The sequence below is a fragment of the Bifidobacterium sp. 7101 genome (genome assembly GCF_000499285.1).
Taxonomy (GTDB): Bacteria; Actinomycetota; Actinomycetes; order Actinomycetales; family Bifidobacteriaceae; genus Bombiscardovia; species Bombiscardovia apis_A.
In genome coordinates, this window is the sequence record NZ_AWUN01000001.1 from 117,457 (window position 1) to 133,800 (window position 16,344).

Below are 16,344 nucleotides of genomic sequence, written 5' to 3' on the forward strand. Positions count from 1 at the left end.
GAAATACCGTGGCTCCCAGTGTACTGTCGGCAGTAGAAGGGCAGGGCTGATTATCCGCTGAAGTGTGCATAAGCGTCGCAAAGGTCACATTTGTGGCAAGGATCCTTAGAATGGTCGGTATGATTCCCAACGTTCCCATGGCTGAGGCCCTGCATCGTCAGTATGCGCCCTCCCAAGCCGCCTATGAACTGATACACACCCACTGCCAGATTATTGCCGCGCTCGCGGTACGTATGGCCGACCAGGTCAACGAACGCCTGTTGCGTGGTGATGACCCTGACGGGATCCTGCCCGAGCGGCCTCTGAACCGTGATCTGGTCCGCACGGGTGCCCTGCTGCATGACATCGGCACCTACCGGATCCTCAAGGATGACGGTTCACAGGGCCGGCCCCTGACCTTCCAGGGCGAGCGATACATCGAGCACGGGCTGGAGGGCTACCGCCTGCTGCTGGACGCTGGGGTGGACGAATCGGTGGCCCAGTTCGCCCGCAACCATACCGGGGTGGGGCTGACCCGCCGTCAGGTGGAGGAGGAGCACCTGAACCTGCCGCCGGACGACTACCTGCCGGTCAACCCTGAGCAGGAGGTGGTCATGTATGCGGACAAGTTCCACAGCAAGCACCAGCCGCCTATCTTCGTCTCCGAGCCCACCGCCGCCAAGCGCACGGCAAAGTATGGTCCCGACAACCTGGCCCGATGGAAGCAATTGGTGGCCCGGTACGGGGTGCCGGACCTGCAGCCCCTGGCTAAGTACTACGGCATGACCATCGTCTGATCCTGCCGGACCGGACCCCAGGAACTGCGGAAGCGGCCGCCGAATTCGCGCAGCATCCACGGGTCTGGTTGATATGGTTCGACTGGATCGGTCCGGCAGGCTGCAACGGCTTTCAGGAAAGAGGCCATGCCCTGCGGCCCGTAAGCGTAAGGAGCTGCGCACCAGACCGGGTTTCCCTCCAGAACGAGAGGCTGATCCGATCCACGGAGGAAGGCCAGATCCACGCTGATTGGGGCAGGTGATCGACCCTTGGCTGCCTGGAGGGCACAGTCTTCGGCGATCGTTCGATGTCGGGAATCGAAAACGGCGCCGTCGAAGACCGTGGTAATGACTCTGGAGTCCTCGCCCTCATGCAGGCAGTATCCGCTGGAGGCTGCAATCCGGCCCCTGTCGATGATGACCCGCCATTCCTCATGGATATCGGGCAAGTGTGTCTGGATGCGGATCAGCGATTGCGGAGGTGCTGTCCGTAGATTGCTCTGCAGGTCTTCAAGGGTTCGTCGGGCTGCAGGCAGGCCCGATACCCGACCGGCGGCTAGCTGTGACCAGGGGCGCTGTCCCAAGCCAGATGGCAGTCGGTGCCAGGTCAGGACGGTTTCGGCCGTCACGGTAAGAATCCTGCGTCCGGTCAGGGACTGGTCCAGCCTATCCAGCCACATGGTCGGTGGGGATGACAGGGCCCAGGAGGGACGGCCATGGGATGCCAGCCAGGCGTTCTGGGCGATCAGCAGTCCTGGAGTAATCCATATGGCTTCCTTGGCGCCGACCTCCCGAACGGGTCCGAATCCATGGTGATGGTGCAGGATGACCGCCTGCTGCCGACGTGGGTCCGTGTTGTACAAAGCGATCTGTTCGGCCATGACCCGGGGTATCCACTCCTCATGGGTGATGACCGAACAGATCAGTGCAGCGTCGTCCGTTCCCGGTCCGGAAGGGTGGGACTCAATCGACGATGAACCGGTCGTCGTAGGTGCCCTCGTCTACAGTGTCCGAACCGCCCGAGGTCAGGATGATTACGGCGCAGTCATGACGGCGGGAGACCCGTTTCAGTGTGGCCAGCAGGGTGTCCCAGTCGCTCGGCTCCAGCCCCTCGGTGGGTTCGTCGGCGACGAGCACGTCACACTCGCAACACAGGGCTCGGGCCACGGAGGCCAGGCGGAAGTCCAGGTGGTTCAGATCTGTCGTCAGTTTGTCCTGCAGACGCTCCGGGAAGCCCACCTCATCCAGCAGTTGACGGGCCAGATTGTCCTTGGGGCCTAGGAAGGTGCGCCCACTGGCATCCATGGTGTAAACAAGGTTCTGCACGGCGGTCAGGTCGCGCCTCAGAGCATCGGTGCCAAAGATGGCTCCGATCTGGTGGCCGCGATAATCGGAGGCCAGCAACTGGCGCAGGTCCGTGCCCCGGAAGAGCACACTGCCCTGGGTAGGGGCGCGCAGACCGGTCATCAGGGCCATCAGAGCGGCTCGTCCGGAAGGCGAGGTGGTCTCCACCGAGTAGATGCGGCGGCGCTGGAATTCCAGGTCGACATCGTCCAGGATCTGTTCGGGGCGACCCTGGACCTTGCGCGTGTAATCCACGTGCTTCAGGGAAAGCACCGGGTATCCGCCAGGAACCAGTACTCGCTGGTCATCGGTCTCCAGCAGCGGATCCTCCTCCTGGTCGTCATCGATATCTTCGGTATCTTCGTGCTCGATAACCACTTTGAAGGCAGCCAGCGAGACACCTTCTTCCGAAGAATCATCCTCCTCGGACTTTTCGCCCGTCTGAGTGGCTGCCTCTTCCTTGGATTCGGGCAGCGGTTCGGTGTTGGTGTTCTTGTCGGCTTTTTGTTCAGTGTCGACCTTTGTTTGATCGGCTTGCTTCTGATTAGCCTGTTTCTGATCGGTCTTTGCCTGGGACTCTTCGTCTGGCTGCTGGTCCGATGTCTTTTCGCTCATGCCTCGTCCTCCAGGTCATTGGTGTATAGCTGGGCGGTTCTGAAGGCCGCTACCCTGGCGGCCGCTGCCAGAGCGAGGACCAGGCAGACGGCCAGGCCAATCAGAATCATCTTCCAGATTAGACCAGGATTAGGCATGCTGGCCAGACTTCCCAGCCGGAAGAGCGACCGGCCCAGCGGTCGACTGATTGCGGCACCCAGAGCCAGGCCCAGGGCAAGTCCGGGCAGGGTGAGCAAAAGGGTCTCCAGGGCGAACTGCCAGCCCAGCCGGGCCTTGTGGACCCCGATGGTGATGGCCATGCCGATTTCGTTGCCACGGCCGCGCAGCATGAGGATCAGGCAACCCAGCAGAATCAGCCCGCCCAGCAGGCAGACCATGATAATGGTGGTTCGCGCCTGGCCGGCGGCCTGGTGGACCGGCTCCATCCGCCGCTGGTAGTCCTTCAGGCTGGGAGAGTCGATGTCGTACTGCGAGGCCTTGAGTCCGTCCTTGCGCAGCTCCTTGATGAACTTTTGGTAGGTGCTCGGTGAATCCAGGACGAAGGCCACGAGCAGTTCGTGGCCAGGATCTCCTGGCTTGCTGGCCGTATCCAGCCCCAGCATGGCAAAGGTGGGATAGGCCGTGTAAACGGCCCGGTTGGCTGCCTGGTCGGCGGCCTTGCGGTAGTGATAGATGCCAGAGATGGTCAGCTTGACCTGTTGATCCTGCTGGCGGGGATCCTTGATGGTCAGGGTATCGCCCACCTTGAGCTTGTTGGCCTGTGCCATCTGCTTGGAGATCACCACGGTTTGGGTACCGGAGGTATTCTGCGAGGCGTAGTCCAGTCCTTTTCCCTGGTCCAGCATGAAGGGGCCGTGAGGCAGGGTGGGTTCAGCTGCCTTGTCGGAGACGCCCACCAGGGAGTATGTGCCTGACTGAGGCAGCCCCTCCGGGCTGATGTTCGCGGTCTCATGGAAGTAGGCCTTGTACTGCATGCCATCCATCTGCAGGCGCTGGGCGTACTTGGAATACTCGTTCCAGCCCAGGGGGGAGGCCTTGGTTCCCTTGCGCGGGCTGATGACGGCATCCACCTCTTGGGATTCGTAGTCGGTGGTACGTGCCTTGGTGTCAGCCTGGAGCACGGTGGCCGCCGTCGTAGCCAGCGCCGTCACAACCAGGCAGGCCAGAGCCATGACCAGGCTCCGCGCCGCATGCCGCCTGATGGTGAACCAGGCGTTCTTGAGAACGAACATGACACCCTTCCTGATAGCGTTCCAGGGATGACCGGGCGGCCCGCGATGGCGGGCCTTAAGTCCGGTCGCCGTCCTCCAGTCTAGCCAAGGACGCTCCCAAGCTAGCGGTGCGAACTTGGAGCTTGCTGAATGTCCTGCTCGACCTTTGCCAGGTCGGCGTGGGAGAAGTTGCGCACCTTCAGGGAGACGGCCAGAGCGGCCAGAATCAGCACCAGGGTGAAGACCAGTCCATAGTGGGTGCCCCTGGTGAAGGCCTGGGCTTTATCTACTCCGGCTGCCTGACCTTCGCCCATGGCCAGCAGGGAGGTGGTGATGGCCGTGGCCACGGCTCCCACGATCTGCTGCATGGTGTTGATGATGGTGCTTCCGTCGCCGGACTGCGGGCCGCTCAGAGAGTTGAGCGCGTAGGTCTGGGCCGGTGACATGGCCAGGGGGCAGCCGATCATGAGGATGATGTGGGCTGCCACCACCAGGGCCACAGGGGTGTGCGGGCCTGTGAACAGGAGGATGACCGTACCCACCAGTGCGACAAGGAATCCGCAACGGACGGGAATTCGGGCCCCGAAGCCGTCATAGAGCCGTCCGGCGAAGGCCGAGACCAGGGCGTTGATGGCGCCGCCGGGCAGCATAAGAATGCCGGTCATGGCCACGGGCAGGAGCAGCCCCCGCTGCAGGAACTGGGGCAGCAGATACATGGAGGAGAGGATGACTGCGAAGTCAAGCATGACCAGGGTGGCACCGTAGCGGAAGGCCGGGATGGAGAAGATGCGCAGGTTGAGCACCGGGTGTTCCAGGCCCAGCTGACGACGAATATAGAGGACCAGGGCTACTAGGGCCACGACCAGGATTATCAGGGTGACCGGGGAGAGCCATCCGTACCTGCTGGCCAGGCTGACTCCTGCCACCAGTCCGCCGAAGCCGACAATGGACTCCAGAATCGAGGCCAGGTCGGGCCGCTGGTGGGTGATGGTTCCCACGTTCTTCAGGAAGCAGACGGCGAAGATCAGGGCCACAACCAGGAAGGGGGTGAAGAACCAGAAGATCCAGTGCCAGGTCAGCTTGCCCAGGATGATTCCGGTCAGGGTCGGGCCGATGGCGGGGGCGAACATGATGACCAAGGCGCACATGCCCATGACCGTGCCCAGTCGCGCCGGCGGGAAGATCAGCATAGCCACGGTGAACATGAGCGGCAGGATGAGGCCGGTGCCGATGCCCTGGATCAGCCGTCCTGTCAGAAGGACAGGGAAGGTGGGGGCCATGGCTGAGACCACCGAGCCCGCCAGGAAGGCGACCAGGCCGAAGATCACGGTCTGCCTGGTGGTGAACCACTTGGAGATCAGACTGGAGAAGGGCAGGACGATGCCGATGACCAGCATGTACCCCGTGACCAGCCACTGCACGGTGGCAGCGGGAATCTGGAAGCTCTCCATCAGGTTGGGCAGGGCGATATTGAGCGAGGTTTCGCTCAGCATGCCCACGAAGGCCCCGATCATCAGCGCGGCGATGGCCGGCCAGGGATGGGGGACGGCCGGGCGTGACCGGTGAACGGAGGCAGAGGTGGACGTGTTTTGCACGATAATGATCTCCTTCTTCAGACAAACAGCACGCCATCTTAGGGAGGCGGTCATTTTTTCGTAAGTTGGCATGTCTACTCGCTTCGCCGAAGGCGTGCCGCATCGGGCCGGAAAAGGTTATGCTCGGGAATGGTCGTCAGAGACCATAAGGAGGGTGCGTGTGGATTGGCATGCAACGGTCTACGGGTCAAGAGCCGTTGGTTCAGGAGACCATGGTTTCTATGATCCGGGCGACGACGAGGAGGGGCGGACCTTCGGCGACCCGGACACCATCTCTGACGCCGCTCTGCGTCGATTGGGCGGCAAGGCCTACTTCCGTGCCCATCAACTGCTGGATGACCGCCGCTTCACGGACCTGCGCCTACGGCATCTGGGGGCGCTGACCGTTCTCAAAGGGCGTGTACCCGCCACCTATCGGCCGGACGGTGACTGCATGGTCCAGGCTCGGCTGGATGAGCAGGCCCATCGGGTCATTGACTCCTCCTGCACCTGCCGGGCCTTTGGGCGCCAGGGTCCTGCCTGCAAGCATGTGGTCGCCCTGATCATGGCCTACAACGAATCCAGCCAGGCCTTTGCGGGATCGGATGACTGGGCCGGCGACGAGGGCCGATCCCGGTCCGCCCGGTCGACCTCGGGACCCTTGGCAGCCTACATGCACCGGCAGGAGGGCCGGCGGCGACAGGCCTTTCGTGACCGTCAGCTGAGCCTGCTCAAGCAGGAGAACGGGCCGGTTGGCGGCCGTCACCTACCTATCGGATCGGTCGGGCTGATCCCCGATCTGACCAGTGAGCGCGGCGGCTGGCTGGTCCGCCTACACATCACCCTGTCCTCCCACGGAGTCGCCTATCTGGTTAAGGATCTGCCGGCCCTGTTGCGTGCCGTGGACCAGGGCGAATTCATGTCTTACGGACGGCGGCTGGCCTTCATTCATTCTCGTGACACCTTTGACGACCGGGCCCAGGCTCTGCTGACCATTCTGGAAAGGGCAGGCGCCATCCGTCGCAGTCTGGCCGAACAGGAGGGGGGCATGCGTCGCCGTCTTACCCGTGTAGGGTTGGCGGGGATCCGGCTCAGCGACGACGAGGTGGCGCAGATCCTCGACCTGTTCGTGGATTCCGGGCTCACCCTGGACTACACGCCTCCCGAGGACTCCTTCCTGCAGGCCATGCCTGCCCCGGTGGTCGACGGAGACCCGGACCCCGGCATCGCGGTCAGCAAGGAGGCGGACGGCTACCGAATCACTCATGCCCTGGCCGTGGAACGTTTCATCGTAGGCCAGGCATCTTCCTTCGTTATCGTGCGCCCCTCGCAGCCTGGTTTAGGAATGGATCTGGGGCCGGTCATCCACCGTTGCAGCGCGCATTTCATGCGGCATCGGGACCTGTTGGAGACTCTCTGCCGCCCTGGCGATGATCGGGATCTTCATCTGGATGCCAACGACTTGGATCTGTTCGCCCGGACCGTCCTGCCCGACCTGAATCAGGGTGCCCAGGAAGGATCCGGACTCTCCGCCAGTCTGCCCGAGGATCTGGATGCCCGGCGGCGGCCGCCCTGCAGGATCGAGCTTTACCTGGACAGGGATCGGCAGGGGGTCAGCTGTGACCTCAAGGCCCGCTATGGGGATCGTCTTCTGTCCGTCGGTGCTGACCCTACTTCGGAGGATGTACCTGGCAGGGACCGGGAGAATGAGTCCTTGGCCCGGCAGACGGTCCGCCGCTATTTCCCCTTGATGGAGGATGGGCTGGCGCGCATCCCCGAGGAGAATGAGGAGGCTATCCACACCCTGCTGACCCAGGGCCTGCCAGTGCTCAAGGGTCTGGGACGGGTCTTCTCCACCCCGGCCTTTGACGGGCTGAGCGTCGTCTCTCATCCGCAGATCCGCGTGGGTGTGCGTGTGCGCTCCGGTCTGGTCGAGATCTCGCCCATCGCCGATGAGGTACGGCCCGATGAGGCTGCTGCCATCCTGGCTGACCATCGCCGTCGTCGCCGCTTCCATCGCCTGCGTAATGGTGCCTTCGTCGAATTGGCTGATCTGAATACGGATGCTGTGGACACCCTGGCCGAAGACCTAGGCATCGACCCGGCTGATCTGGCCAAGGGGCCGGTCCGGGTGCCTGACTTCCAGCTCGGCTACCTGGATGCGCTGGTGCCTGAACAGGATCGCGATTCCAGCTTCCGCGACTACCTGAAGGAGCGCAGGCCTGACCCTCAGGGGTTCAGGGTCCCCGACGGGCTGCGCGGGCAGCTCAGACCCTACCAGGTCGAAGGGCTGCGTTGGTTATGCACCCTGAGCGACCGCGGATTCGGCGGCATCCTGGCTGACGAGATGGGTCTGGGCAAGACCATACAGATGCTGGCCTACCTGCTTTCCCGTCGGGATCAGGCCAGGGATCGGGGGCCTTCACTGATTGTCTGTCCGGCCTCCTTGGTCTACAACTGGGAGGCTGAATGCCGCCGCTTTACGCCGGATCTGCGGGTGGCGGTCCTGGCCGGGGGGCGCAGCCAGCGTCAGGATCTGCTGGATCAGGCCAGGTCCTACGATCTGCTGATTACCTCGTATGATCTGCTCAGGCGGGACCTGGACCGGTATCGGAGTCTACCCTGGTATGCCTTGGTTCTGGATGAGGCCCAGTACATCAAGAACCATGCCACCAAAGCAGCTCGGGCCGTACGCGCTCTGGATAGTTTGCACCGGTTTGCCCTGACGGGCACGCCCATAGAGAACCGGCTGTCCGAGCTTTGGAGCATCTTCGACTTCCTGATGCCGGGTATGCTGGGCCCTTACTCCCGGTTCCGGGATCGCTTCGAAATGCCCATACTCAGTGGCGACCAGGATGCCCAGTCCCGGCTCCAGGCCCTGGTGGGACCCTTCATTCTGCGCCGGCTCAAGTCCCAGGTGCTGACGGATTTGCCTGAGAAGATCGAAAACGTGATCAGCGTGCCCCTGCAGGGTCGGCAGCGCAAGCTCTATGCAGCCCTTGAGCAGGAGCTGAGGGCCACGCTCAACAAGGAAAGGGATCAGGAGTACGAGGTCGGCAAAATCCAGGTCCTGGCCCAGCTGACCAGATTGCGGGAGGTCTGCTGCGATCCGCGTCTGGTTTATCAGGACCAAGGCCGGGACCGGCGCGGCGATTCAGCCAAACTGGATGCCATCGAGGATCTGGTGGTCTCCTGCCAGGATGCCGGACGGAAGATGCTGATCTTCTCCCAGTTCACCTCCTACCTGGACCTGATAGCTCAACGGCTCCGTCGGCTGGATGTGCCCTACGACCTGATCACCGGCGCTACATCCAAGAAGAGGCGGCTGGAGCTGGTGGAACAGTTCAATAGGGATGCCACGCCGGTTTTTCTGATCTCCCTGAAGGCCGGCAACACCGGGCTCAACCTGACCGGAGCCTGTGTGGTGGTCCATGCGGACCCCTGGTGGAACGCCGCTGCCCAGGAGCAGGCCAACGACCGCGCCCACCGGATCGGCCAGACCCAGGATGTCAACGTCTACCAGATCGTAGCCAAGGACACTATCGAGGAGCGTATCCTCAACCTGCAGCATAGCAAGAGCGACCTGGCCTCGCGCTTTGTCGATTCGGCCGCCTCCACTGGTGCCGCCGGCGTTGCCAGACTGAGCAGAAAAGACCTCCTGGCCCTGCTGAGTTGATCGCCTCTGGATGTGGATCTACTCGAATCTATTAGTCAGTGGTTTTGAAAGCGGAGGCATCATCGCTGGCAAGGACCTTGGGTCACGGTTCCGGTTATTCTTGATTCGGTAGTCAAATCGAAAGACTATGTGTATAAGCGGATTGACGGTTGCTTCACTGCGGACTTGGCGGTTTGGCGGCGGTCGATTACCGGGTTATGGGAGCCTGGCCATCTTCAGCTCCTTTGATTACGGGAAGCCGAGGGAGAGAGCATGATCAGCGGCGTGCAGATGTTCTGGTCAGAGTTTTTGGGCACAGCACTTATGATGGCCATCGCTTTCATGGTCGCCGCCAGCAGGTCGCTCCCCAAGACGGGCGCCTATCGAGCCGACTGGATCAATGCTTCGCTGGGCTGGGGCCTTGCTGTCTATGTGGGCGTATATGCGGGGTGGAGAACGGGCGGCCATCTGAATCCGGCGGTAACGTTGGCCAGGGTGGTCGGTCACTGGATTGATCCACAGGCGACCTTGAACGGCCTTGCCATGGGCAAAGGTGGCATTCCGGTCACCTTCGCCAATGTGGCCATCTTCATTTCCGCCCAGTTCCTGGGGGCTTTCTTTGGCACCTGCCTGGGTTACCTGGGCACTCGCAAGCATTTCGAACTTCCGACCGACACGGATACCAAACTCATGATTTTCTGCACCAAGCCGGCCATACGTTCGAATTTCTGGAATCTGGCATCGGAGGCCATCGGCACGGCCATCCTGGTTACCTGGGTTTTCCTCAATGGGGGAACGCCTACGCAAGTCGGGCCTCTGGGCGTGGCCCTGGTCATCACGGTTCTGGTAATGGCACTGGGTGGGGTTTCTGGTGCCGCCATGAATCCTGCACGTGACTTTTCCGCTCGATTGGCTTACTGCCTTCTGCCCATGTCCGGCAAGAAGGATGCTGACTGGCGCTACGCCTGGATACCTTTTGTCGGGCCGATCATCGGAGCTTGTATCGGAGTGTTAGCGCCTGCCTGGATGGGGCTTCTGCCTTGATCGTCGGCATGGAAAAGCCCCTGGCCCTGTCAGGGGGTTATTACGACAGGACCGGGGGTCGAGTTAGTCAGCTAGCTCGAGCTCAGTAACTGGCTGAGGTGGGCTCCTGGAAGCGGACTGTCAGCCCGCGGCCGTGGTGAAGGAACATCTCTGCGCCATGGCGGTCGACGTCGCGATGGGTGAAGAGCATGCGGATGGCGAATGCCGTCTGGGCATCATCGGGCAGGTCCAGGAAAGCCTTATGGGCATCCCAGCCATCGGCTGCGACTGCCTTGTTGGGTACATAGGCATATCCATAGCCGTCCTCGTCCACGTAGCCCAGGAAAGGCAGGTCCCATGCCTGGTGGTAGCTCAACTGATTCTTGTAATCCTCGACCTTCTTGAGGGCTTCGTCGCTGATGCCGTATTTGCGGGCGACCTCGTTGGCCTTGGCGGTCTTTGCGGCGGCATCTTTTCCGAACATGGAAGTATCAACAACAATGACTGTATCGTCTACCATGACTGACCTTTCTGTGTGACGGTCTGCACGTGTGACAATCGACATCATGACCGTGCAGAGCCATGATCATTTGAGTGACCGTCCATCATCGACGGTGACCCCTGGATGCGAGATTCCTTCCACTTGCAAGGATACCAAATTTCATCTGCAGATAGGGGCAGAGAACCGTGAGGTTCGCCATAGGTGGCTGTCACTAGTGAAGAAGGGGCCTAGCGGTGTTCTCTCATGCAGGGAACAATCAGTCCAGGCCGGCATCCCGATCCCTGCGATGCCGAAACAGGCACATCAGTGCCAGGCCTAGTACAGCAGTGCCGACAGTCAGTGCTACAGGGATGACTATGTCTGCGCCGGAGGCGGCTAGGGCCTGAGAATTCGTAGAAGACTTCGCTTGGTCACTAGAAGATTGGTTTCCTGGTGCCGGTTTTTGGCTATTGGAACTAGTTTGATCTGTTTTGTTGGGTGCATTATTAGATTCGCTCGGCTTGCTCGGTTCTACCGGTTGATTCGGCTTGTCATGTTCTCCGGAGTTGTCAGGGTCGTCGGGGTTATCCGGCTTATCGGGCTTGGCCTGGTAGGTGTTGGTGAAGGTGGTGTCCTTGCCGTCGACGGTGGCCTGGAGCTGGCCGTTGAGGTCGTCGGTGACGTGGACGTCGACCGTGGCCTCGTGCCGGTCGTAGGTGATGCCGGGCAGGCTGCCCTGGTCCTCGCGGATGGTGTAGTGGTAGTCGCCGGGCTGGTCCAGGGCCAGGTTGGTGAAGGCGATCCTGCCCTGGGCGTCGTTGGATGCCGAGCCTGCTTCAGCGTTCTTCCCGTCGTACAGGTGGAAGGTGAACTCGTTGGCCTTCAGGTCCCGGCCCTGCAGGTGCTTGACGGCGGTGATGACGGGCTTGGCCGGCTTGGCCTGGTAATGGTTGGTGAAGGTGGGGTTGTTGCCGGTGACGGTGGCCTGGAGCTGGCCTTGCTGGTCGTCGGTGACGTGGACGGTGATCCGGTGCGTGTCCTGGTCGTAGGTGATGCCGGGCAGGCTGCCCCGGGCCTCGCTCACGGAGTACGTGTAGTCGCCGGCCTCGGACAGGGTCTGGTCGGGGAATGCGACGGTCCCGTCGGCCTTGTTGGATGCCTGGGCCGGCTTGCCGCCCTTCGTGTTCTGCAGGAGGAAGTCGAACTCCCCGGCCTTCAGGCCCCGGCCGTCCAGGTGCTTGACGGCGGTGAGCCTGACCGTGGCGGGCTTGGCCTGGTAGGTGTTGGTGAAGGCCGCCGTGTCTATCTTGCTGCCCTCGCTGTCAGTCCACTGCGCAGTGGCGGTACGGTGCAACTGAGCTGCATCGGTTGTCAAAGTGAGGGTCAGGGTTGCAGTGCTCTGATCATACGTCAGACCAGGAATGGAGCCGGTTTCCTGGTGTATACGATACTCGTAGCTGCCATCGTCGGGCAGAGCAGACACGTTGACAGGCACCTGGGTATTTTGGTTGTCGGCGTCTATGGTGATTTGGCTGGGCAACGCTGCGGACGGTGCGCCACGCATGGGTTCGACAGCCAGTGTGAAGGAGTCTGTACCGAGCCAGTTCCTGCCTTGGATCTGTACTTTGACTCCGGCAGACACTTCATTGGTGTCCATTGTTCCTGTCAGGCCGCAGTTATTGAAATCCAAGGATTGGCTGGCTGTGTCCACCATATCCTCGGCCTTCTGGAACTCAATATCGTTGATGACGGCGCCTTTCATGGTTCCGCCCTCCAATATGTCGCTGGCTGAGGAGTTTTCGCTCGGGCTGGCTCCGCTGGCCTTTTGGATTGTTGTAGTCAGGTGGGTCCAGTTCGTGTTCGGAGCGGGGTCGAAGCGCAGGTGGAATTTCCCTGCCGGTATATTGGTCAGTTCGTACTTGCCTTGGGAATCAGATTTTGTGCTCAGATCATCATGTGGGGTGACGACCGACTTGGCGGGCTTGTCGTCAGTATCGTTGAGCAGGGTCACTTTGACATCTTTAAGCAGAATATCGTCCGAAGAGCGGGCGCCGTCCCCATCGCGGTCGTACCATACGATGCCACTGATGGAACGTTGAACAACCATGGCCTGGGCAGGCATTTGGTTCAGTGCATTGCCCCAGCGATTCCGATAGAGGTCGCCGGAGGAGTTGTTTCCGGGATTTATATGGAAAGTAATGTCATAGCGGAATTGGTTGGGCTGCCCATCGATGATGAAGGCCCAGGCGACCACGTTTTCAGGCATTTTCACTTCGCCACTTGTTGTGTTGAAGTTAGCCTCGTTCCAAGAAAGGTAATCCTGGGATTGTATGGAACTCGTGTCATTCACCCGCCATCGAGAATCTGTGGTGTAACGGATGGTGATTCCGCTCAGACTAGCCCCCGCCGAAGCTTTTACGTTCATATCAGCAAAAGTAGGTTCCCCGTGGAAGTCGGGTTTGCCGCTTGTCTGTTTGTACGGCATGATGTCGATGGCATAGTGATGCTGCTTGCCACTGCCCGAGGTGCTGCTCAGCATGTTGGTGAAGCCGATTGGTACACCGGCTTCATTAGTGTCCTGCACAGCCGAAGTGGAAAGGCTGGTTGTGTTGGTCCGCCAAGCGTGGATGGTGAAGGAATCGGCAGTCTTCAAGTATGTGTTGGGCTGGGACATATTCTGTTTTGACTGAACTGTGGCAGAGGTCGTCAGGTCTTCGTTGGAGCCGATGTCTTTGCTGGGGTCAGTCAGGTCACCCAGGGAGGTGGAGAAGTGGATGACGCGGTTGTTGCCGTCCACAGGGATGTTGGTCAGTGTCCAGGACAGAGTGGTGATTCCGGTTACGGGGTCCGTGCTCACTGATGGCTCACAGGCGGTTCCGCCCTCTATGTGGCCCATCTCAGGCGTGGCTTCCGTATATGTGCCGCCCAATCGGGCGCTGCCGGGGATGTAGTGGAGCTTTGCCGGTAGTTTGTCGGTGATGTAGAGTTCGGTTTGGGCGCCCTTGTTGGCTTGGGAAGCTGAAGTGCCGGTGTTGATGGTTAGCCGCCAATCAACGAACCGTTGATCGCTGTCTAAGTCAAAGTATTCTTTGGGTTTGGAATTGGTGCTTGTTTGTGCTACGGCGTTGGAGATGGTGTTGGTTTCGCCGGCTACATAGAGGCTGTCCCCATGTTCATTGCCGCCGGTGTCTCCGCCCAGGTAACCGTTTATTTGGTCATAGCTGGCCTTGGTATAGCCTCCGGCGGATGTGGCTAAGACGGGAGATTCGATTTTAGCCAGCTCGTAGGGGTTCTGTTTCTTGGCCCATTCCTCCCATTCCTGATCGCTGGAGTTCTCGGGGCTTAGCCCGGCCATAGCTGCTAATTGGCTGCGGGTGAAAGTGCGCGAAACTGATGTCAGCTGGGCTACCGAACCTACTTTGGCGTCGGGGAGGACGTTGATCACAAATCCGCCGAAGCCGAATCGGGAATTATCTTCGGCAAACGTGGATGGCGCGGCGGTGTGCCCGCCCAGCAGCATGCCTACAACCGTGCCATGCTTCTTTGCTTCCTCCTGTGTGCTATAAAAGTTCAGATCCTCTATGTCGGCATTGGCTTGCTCAGTGTCGTTTTTCCAGTCCTTGCCGTCGAGTTTGGTGGCGTACATGACCAGTTCCTGTGACGGGTTTTGATCGCTCGTTGACTCGTATTGAGCGTATTTTCCGTTCTGCCAGATGCCATTGACCCAGGGAATATCCAGACCTGCGGGGTCCGGCAGTCTAACGACCTTTGGGTCGATCTTGACCAAGGACATTCCCAGCAGAGGTAGATCAGCCTTGCTGGTTTTGAAGTTAAAACCGGCCGTTACCCGCACTTTGGTCCCTGCGACTGCTGAGTCGGTCCCCCGTAGATTGTCAGGAGCAGTCCACCACCCGCAGTCCACGCCGTCATCAAAAAAGTTAGGAGCCGTCATGCAACTGTACTGAATGATGTTGCTGATGCCTGCCTTTATTGTGCTGGAGCCTAGCGTGAAGATGACGTTGTGCCACATGTCATCGGACTGGTCGGGTTGGTTTGACGTGTCCGTGGGGCCGGTGGCAGAGGGTAAAGACTGGTTTGATAGCGATTTCGCACTCAGGTTGCCGTCGTCGACCTTGCTCTGCAAGCTGAGACCGGTCTGTCCATAGTAGTTGGCCACGTCCTTGCCGCCGACAGTGGAGGGGTTGAAGACATATAGGTAACCAGTGGAGATTTCGGCCACTTCCTGTCGCGTGCAGTCAGTCGAGGCCAGGGCAGGCGTGCACTTGGCATCTAGTGCATAGGTGTGTCCCAGGTAGGGGAAGGGGTCGTTGGTTTTATAGTCCTTCAAAGTCAGGTCCAGCCTGAGTCCCTGGCTGTTGCGCTGTTCAGCCACGGTGTATTGACCATTGCCTTGGACTTGGTCCTTCCCAGCCGTGCCACCCGTGGATCGGGCATAGCCATAGTTGCTAAGAGTAGGTCTCCAGCCCTGATCGCCGGTGTTGCGCCCGCTGTTGTTGAAGTCGCCGTCGATGGTGCCGATGTCCCAGAAGTAGGGTTGCAGATCCTCTATCTTCGGGTAGGCATCTCCGCCAGCGGTTTGCCACAAATTGCTCAGTGACAGGGAAAAGGTAATGGGGCCAATGGGAACTTCCAGACCCTTGAGACCCTTGGTTCGATCGGGCCAACGCATGTCAACGGCCCAGTTGAACTTGCTGATGATCCCCTTGCGCTTACCCAACTCATGGTTGGGGTAATTGCTGGCGGCTGGGGTGTTGAAGTCGAAGGTTTGGTTGCCGGAGCCTTCATTGGTTCCGCCAGTGATTCGCAGGTTCAGATTAAGCTTGGCCGATACGGTGACCGGCTCGGACGTGGCCGAAGCAGGATCGGTCTTGGTGGTGGTATCCGGAGCGCCCCAGGCCTGGATCTCGGGGGCGAATTTGCTGCCATTGGGCATGCTTCGGACCCGGAGGACCAAAGTGACGCTGGAGGATCCCGGAATAACGGTGGACAAATTCTCTGTGGAGGTGAGTAGCCTGTAAACGGTTAGCACCTGTGTCGGATGACCGTCGATGGTCTCTGTAGTTTGCTTTGGCCGGTATCCCTGCGTAGTGTCCACCCAGCCCATGGAATCCACATCAAAGGTGACCTGATCCTCAGGTTGGTTCAGTCTGAATTGGAAGCCTATTCGGCCTCGGCGATAACTGGTTGTTTCGCTGCGGGTATTTACGGCGAAAGAGTAGGTGTAGGACATCTTATCGAAAGTGCGCACGATGTCATTGTCTGCATCGTGGTCGTTGCCGGGGCTGTTGTCGTTGTCGAAAGGAGCCGTGCCGGTGGAGCGGGAGGCCTGGGAAAGTGTAGTGACCACGGCGTCGTCGGTGTCCAGCATCTCCTTGATTGCCGATTTGGAGGTCGGCCTTCTGCTGGGTTGTATGGGCGCGGCCTGGTTCTGGGGGGTTGACTTCGACTTCTGAGTGGTTTGGGTTGCCCCGGACGCGGCAGTGTCTAACTGTGGAGTCGAGGTTTGAGTCGATGTGGAGGCGATGGTCTGGGCATCAGCTGTCTGTCCACTGTCGGCTATAGCCATAGTGGGTATTAACGTGGCCATAGCCAACAGGCCGGCCAGGACTTTTCTGCTCAAATTACCCTTTGCCACGTTTCTCCTTTTGAGCGCCGACGACCGTCT

At 60.2% G+C, this 16,344-nt stretch carries 9 protein-coding genes; 3 read left to right on the plus strand and 6 right to left on the minus strand.

Going from position 1 to position 16,344, the window contains the following annotated elements:
• The first annotated feature begins 110 nt into the window (after positions 1-110).
• Positions 111-776 (plus strand): HD domain-containing protein, encoded by a 666-nt coding sequence (locus P272_RS0100455; protein ID WP_029677607.1) that lies wholly within the window; start codon positions 111-113, stop codon positions 774-776.
• Here P272_RS0100455 and P272_RS0100460 read toward each other — a convergent pair.
• The 4 genes from P272_RS0100460 to P272_RS0100475 form a co-directional block, all read right to left on the minus strand.
• The gene (locus tag P272_RS0100460) at positions 755-1,636 is read right to left on the minus strand and encodes a hypothetical protein (protein ID WP_029677608.1); all 882 of its coding nucleotides are present in this window, start codon (positions 1,634-1,636) and stop codon (positions 755-757) included. The two genes, P272_RS0100455 and P272_RS0100460, sit on opposite strands and share 22 nt — an antisense overlap.
• Before the next feature lie 82 nt (positions 1,637-1,718).
• On the minus strand, positions 1,719-2,714 hold the full coding sequence (locus P272_RS08765; protein WP_052323057.1) for an ATP-binding cassette domain-containing protein: 996 nt from the start codon (positions 2,712-2,714) through the stop codon (positions 1,719-1,721).
• On the minus strand, positions 2,711-3,946 hold the full coding sequence (locus tag P272_RS0100470; protein WP_029677610.1) for an FtsX-like permease family protein: 1,236 nt from the start codon (positions 3,944-3,946) through the stop codon (positions 2,711-2,713). The genes P272_RS08765 and P272_RS0100470 overlap by 4 nt, the downstream gene beginning before the upstream one ends.
• Positions 3,947-4,047: 101 nt before the next feature.
• Positions 4,048-5,520, minus strand: a complete 1,473-nt coding sequence (locus P272_RS0100475; protein WP_029677611.1) for a DHA2 family efflux MFS transporter permease subunit — start codon at positions 5,518-5,520, stop codon at positions 4,048-4,050.
• A 160-nt stretch (positions 5,521-5,680) separates the two neighbouring features.
• Between P272_RS0100475 and P272_RS0100480 the strand changes: the two genes are divergently transcribed.
• Positions 5,681-9,175 carry a DEAD/DEAH box helicase gene (locus P272_RS0100480; RefSeq protein ID WP_029677612.1) on the plus strand — a complete coding sequence of 1,165 codons (3,495 nt, stop codon included), beginning with the start codon at positions 5,681-5,683 and terminating at the stop codon, positions 9,173-9,175.
• Positions 9,176-9,427: 252 nt separating this feature from the next.
• On the plus strand, positions 9,428-10,198 hold the full coding sequence (locus P272_RS0100485) for an MIP/aquaporin family protein (RefSeq protein ID WP_029677613.1): 771 nt from the start codon (positions 9,428-9,430) through the stop codon (positions 10,196-10,198).
• 82 nt (positions 10,199-10,280) lie between these two features.
• Here the strand turns inward: P272_RS0100485 and P272_RS0100490 are convergent, their stop codons facing one another.
• Both P272_RS0100490 and P272_RS0100495 read right to left on the minus strand, forming a co-directional pair.
• Positions 10,281-10,697: a hypothetical protein gene (locus tag P272_RS0100490; protein WP_015021278.1), complete on the minus strand. Its 417-nt coding sequence runs from the start codon at positions 10,695-10,697 to the stop codon at positions 10,281-10,283.
• 238 nt (positions 10,698-10,935) lie between these two features.
• Positions 10,936-16,314, minus strand: a complete 5,379-nt coding sequence (locus tag P272_RS0100495; protein WP_155804879.1) for a Spy0128 family protein — start codon at positions 16,312-16,314, stop codon at positions 10,936-10,938.
• Positions 16,315-16,344 lie beyond the last annotated feature (30 nt).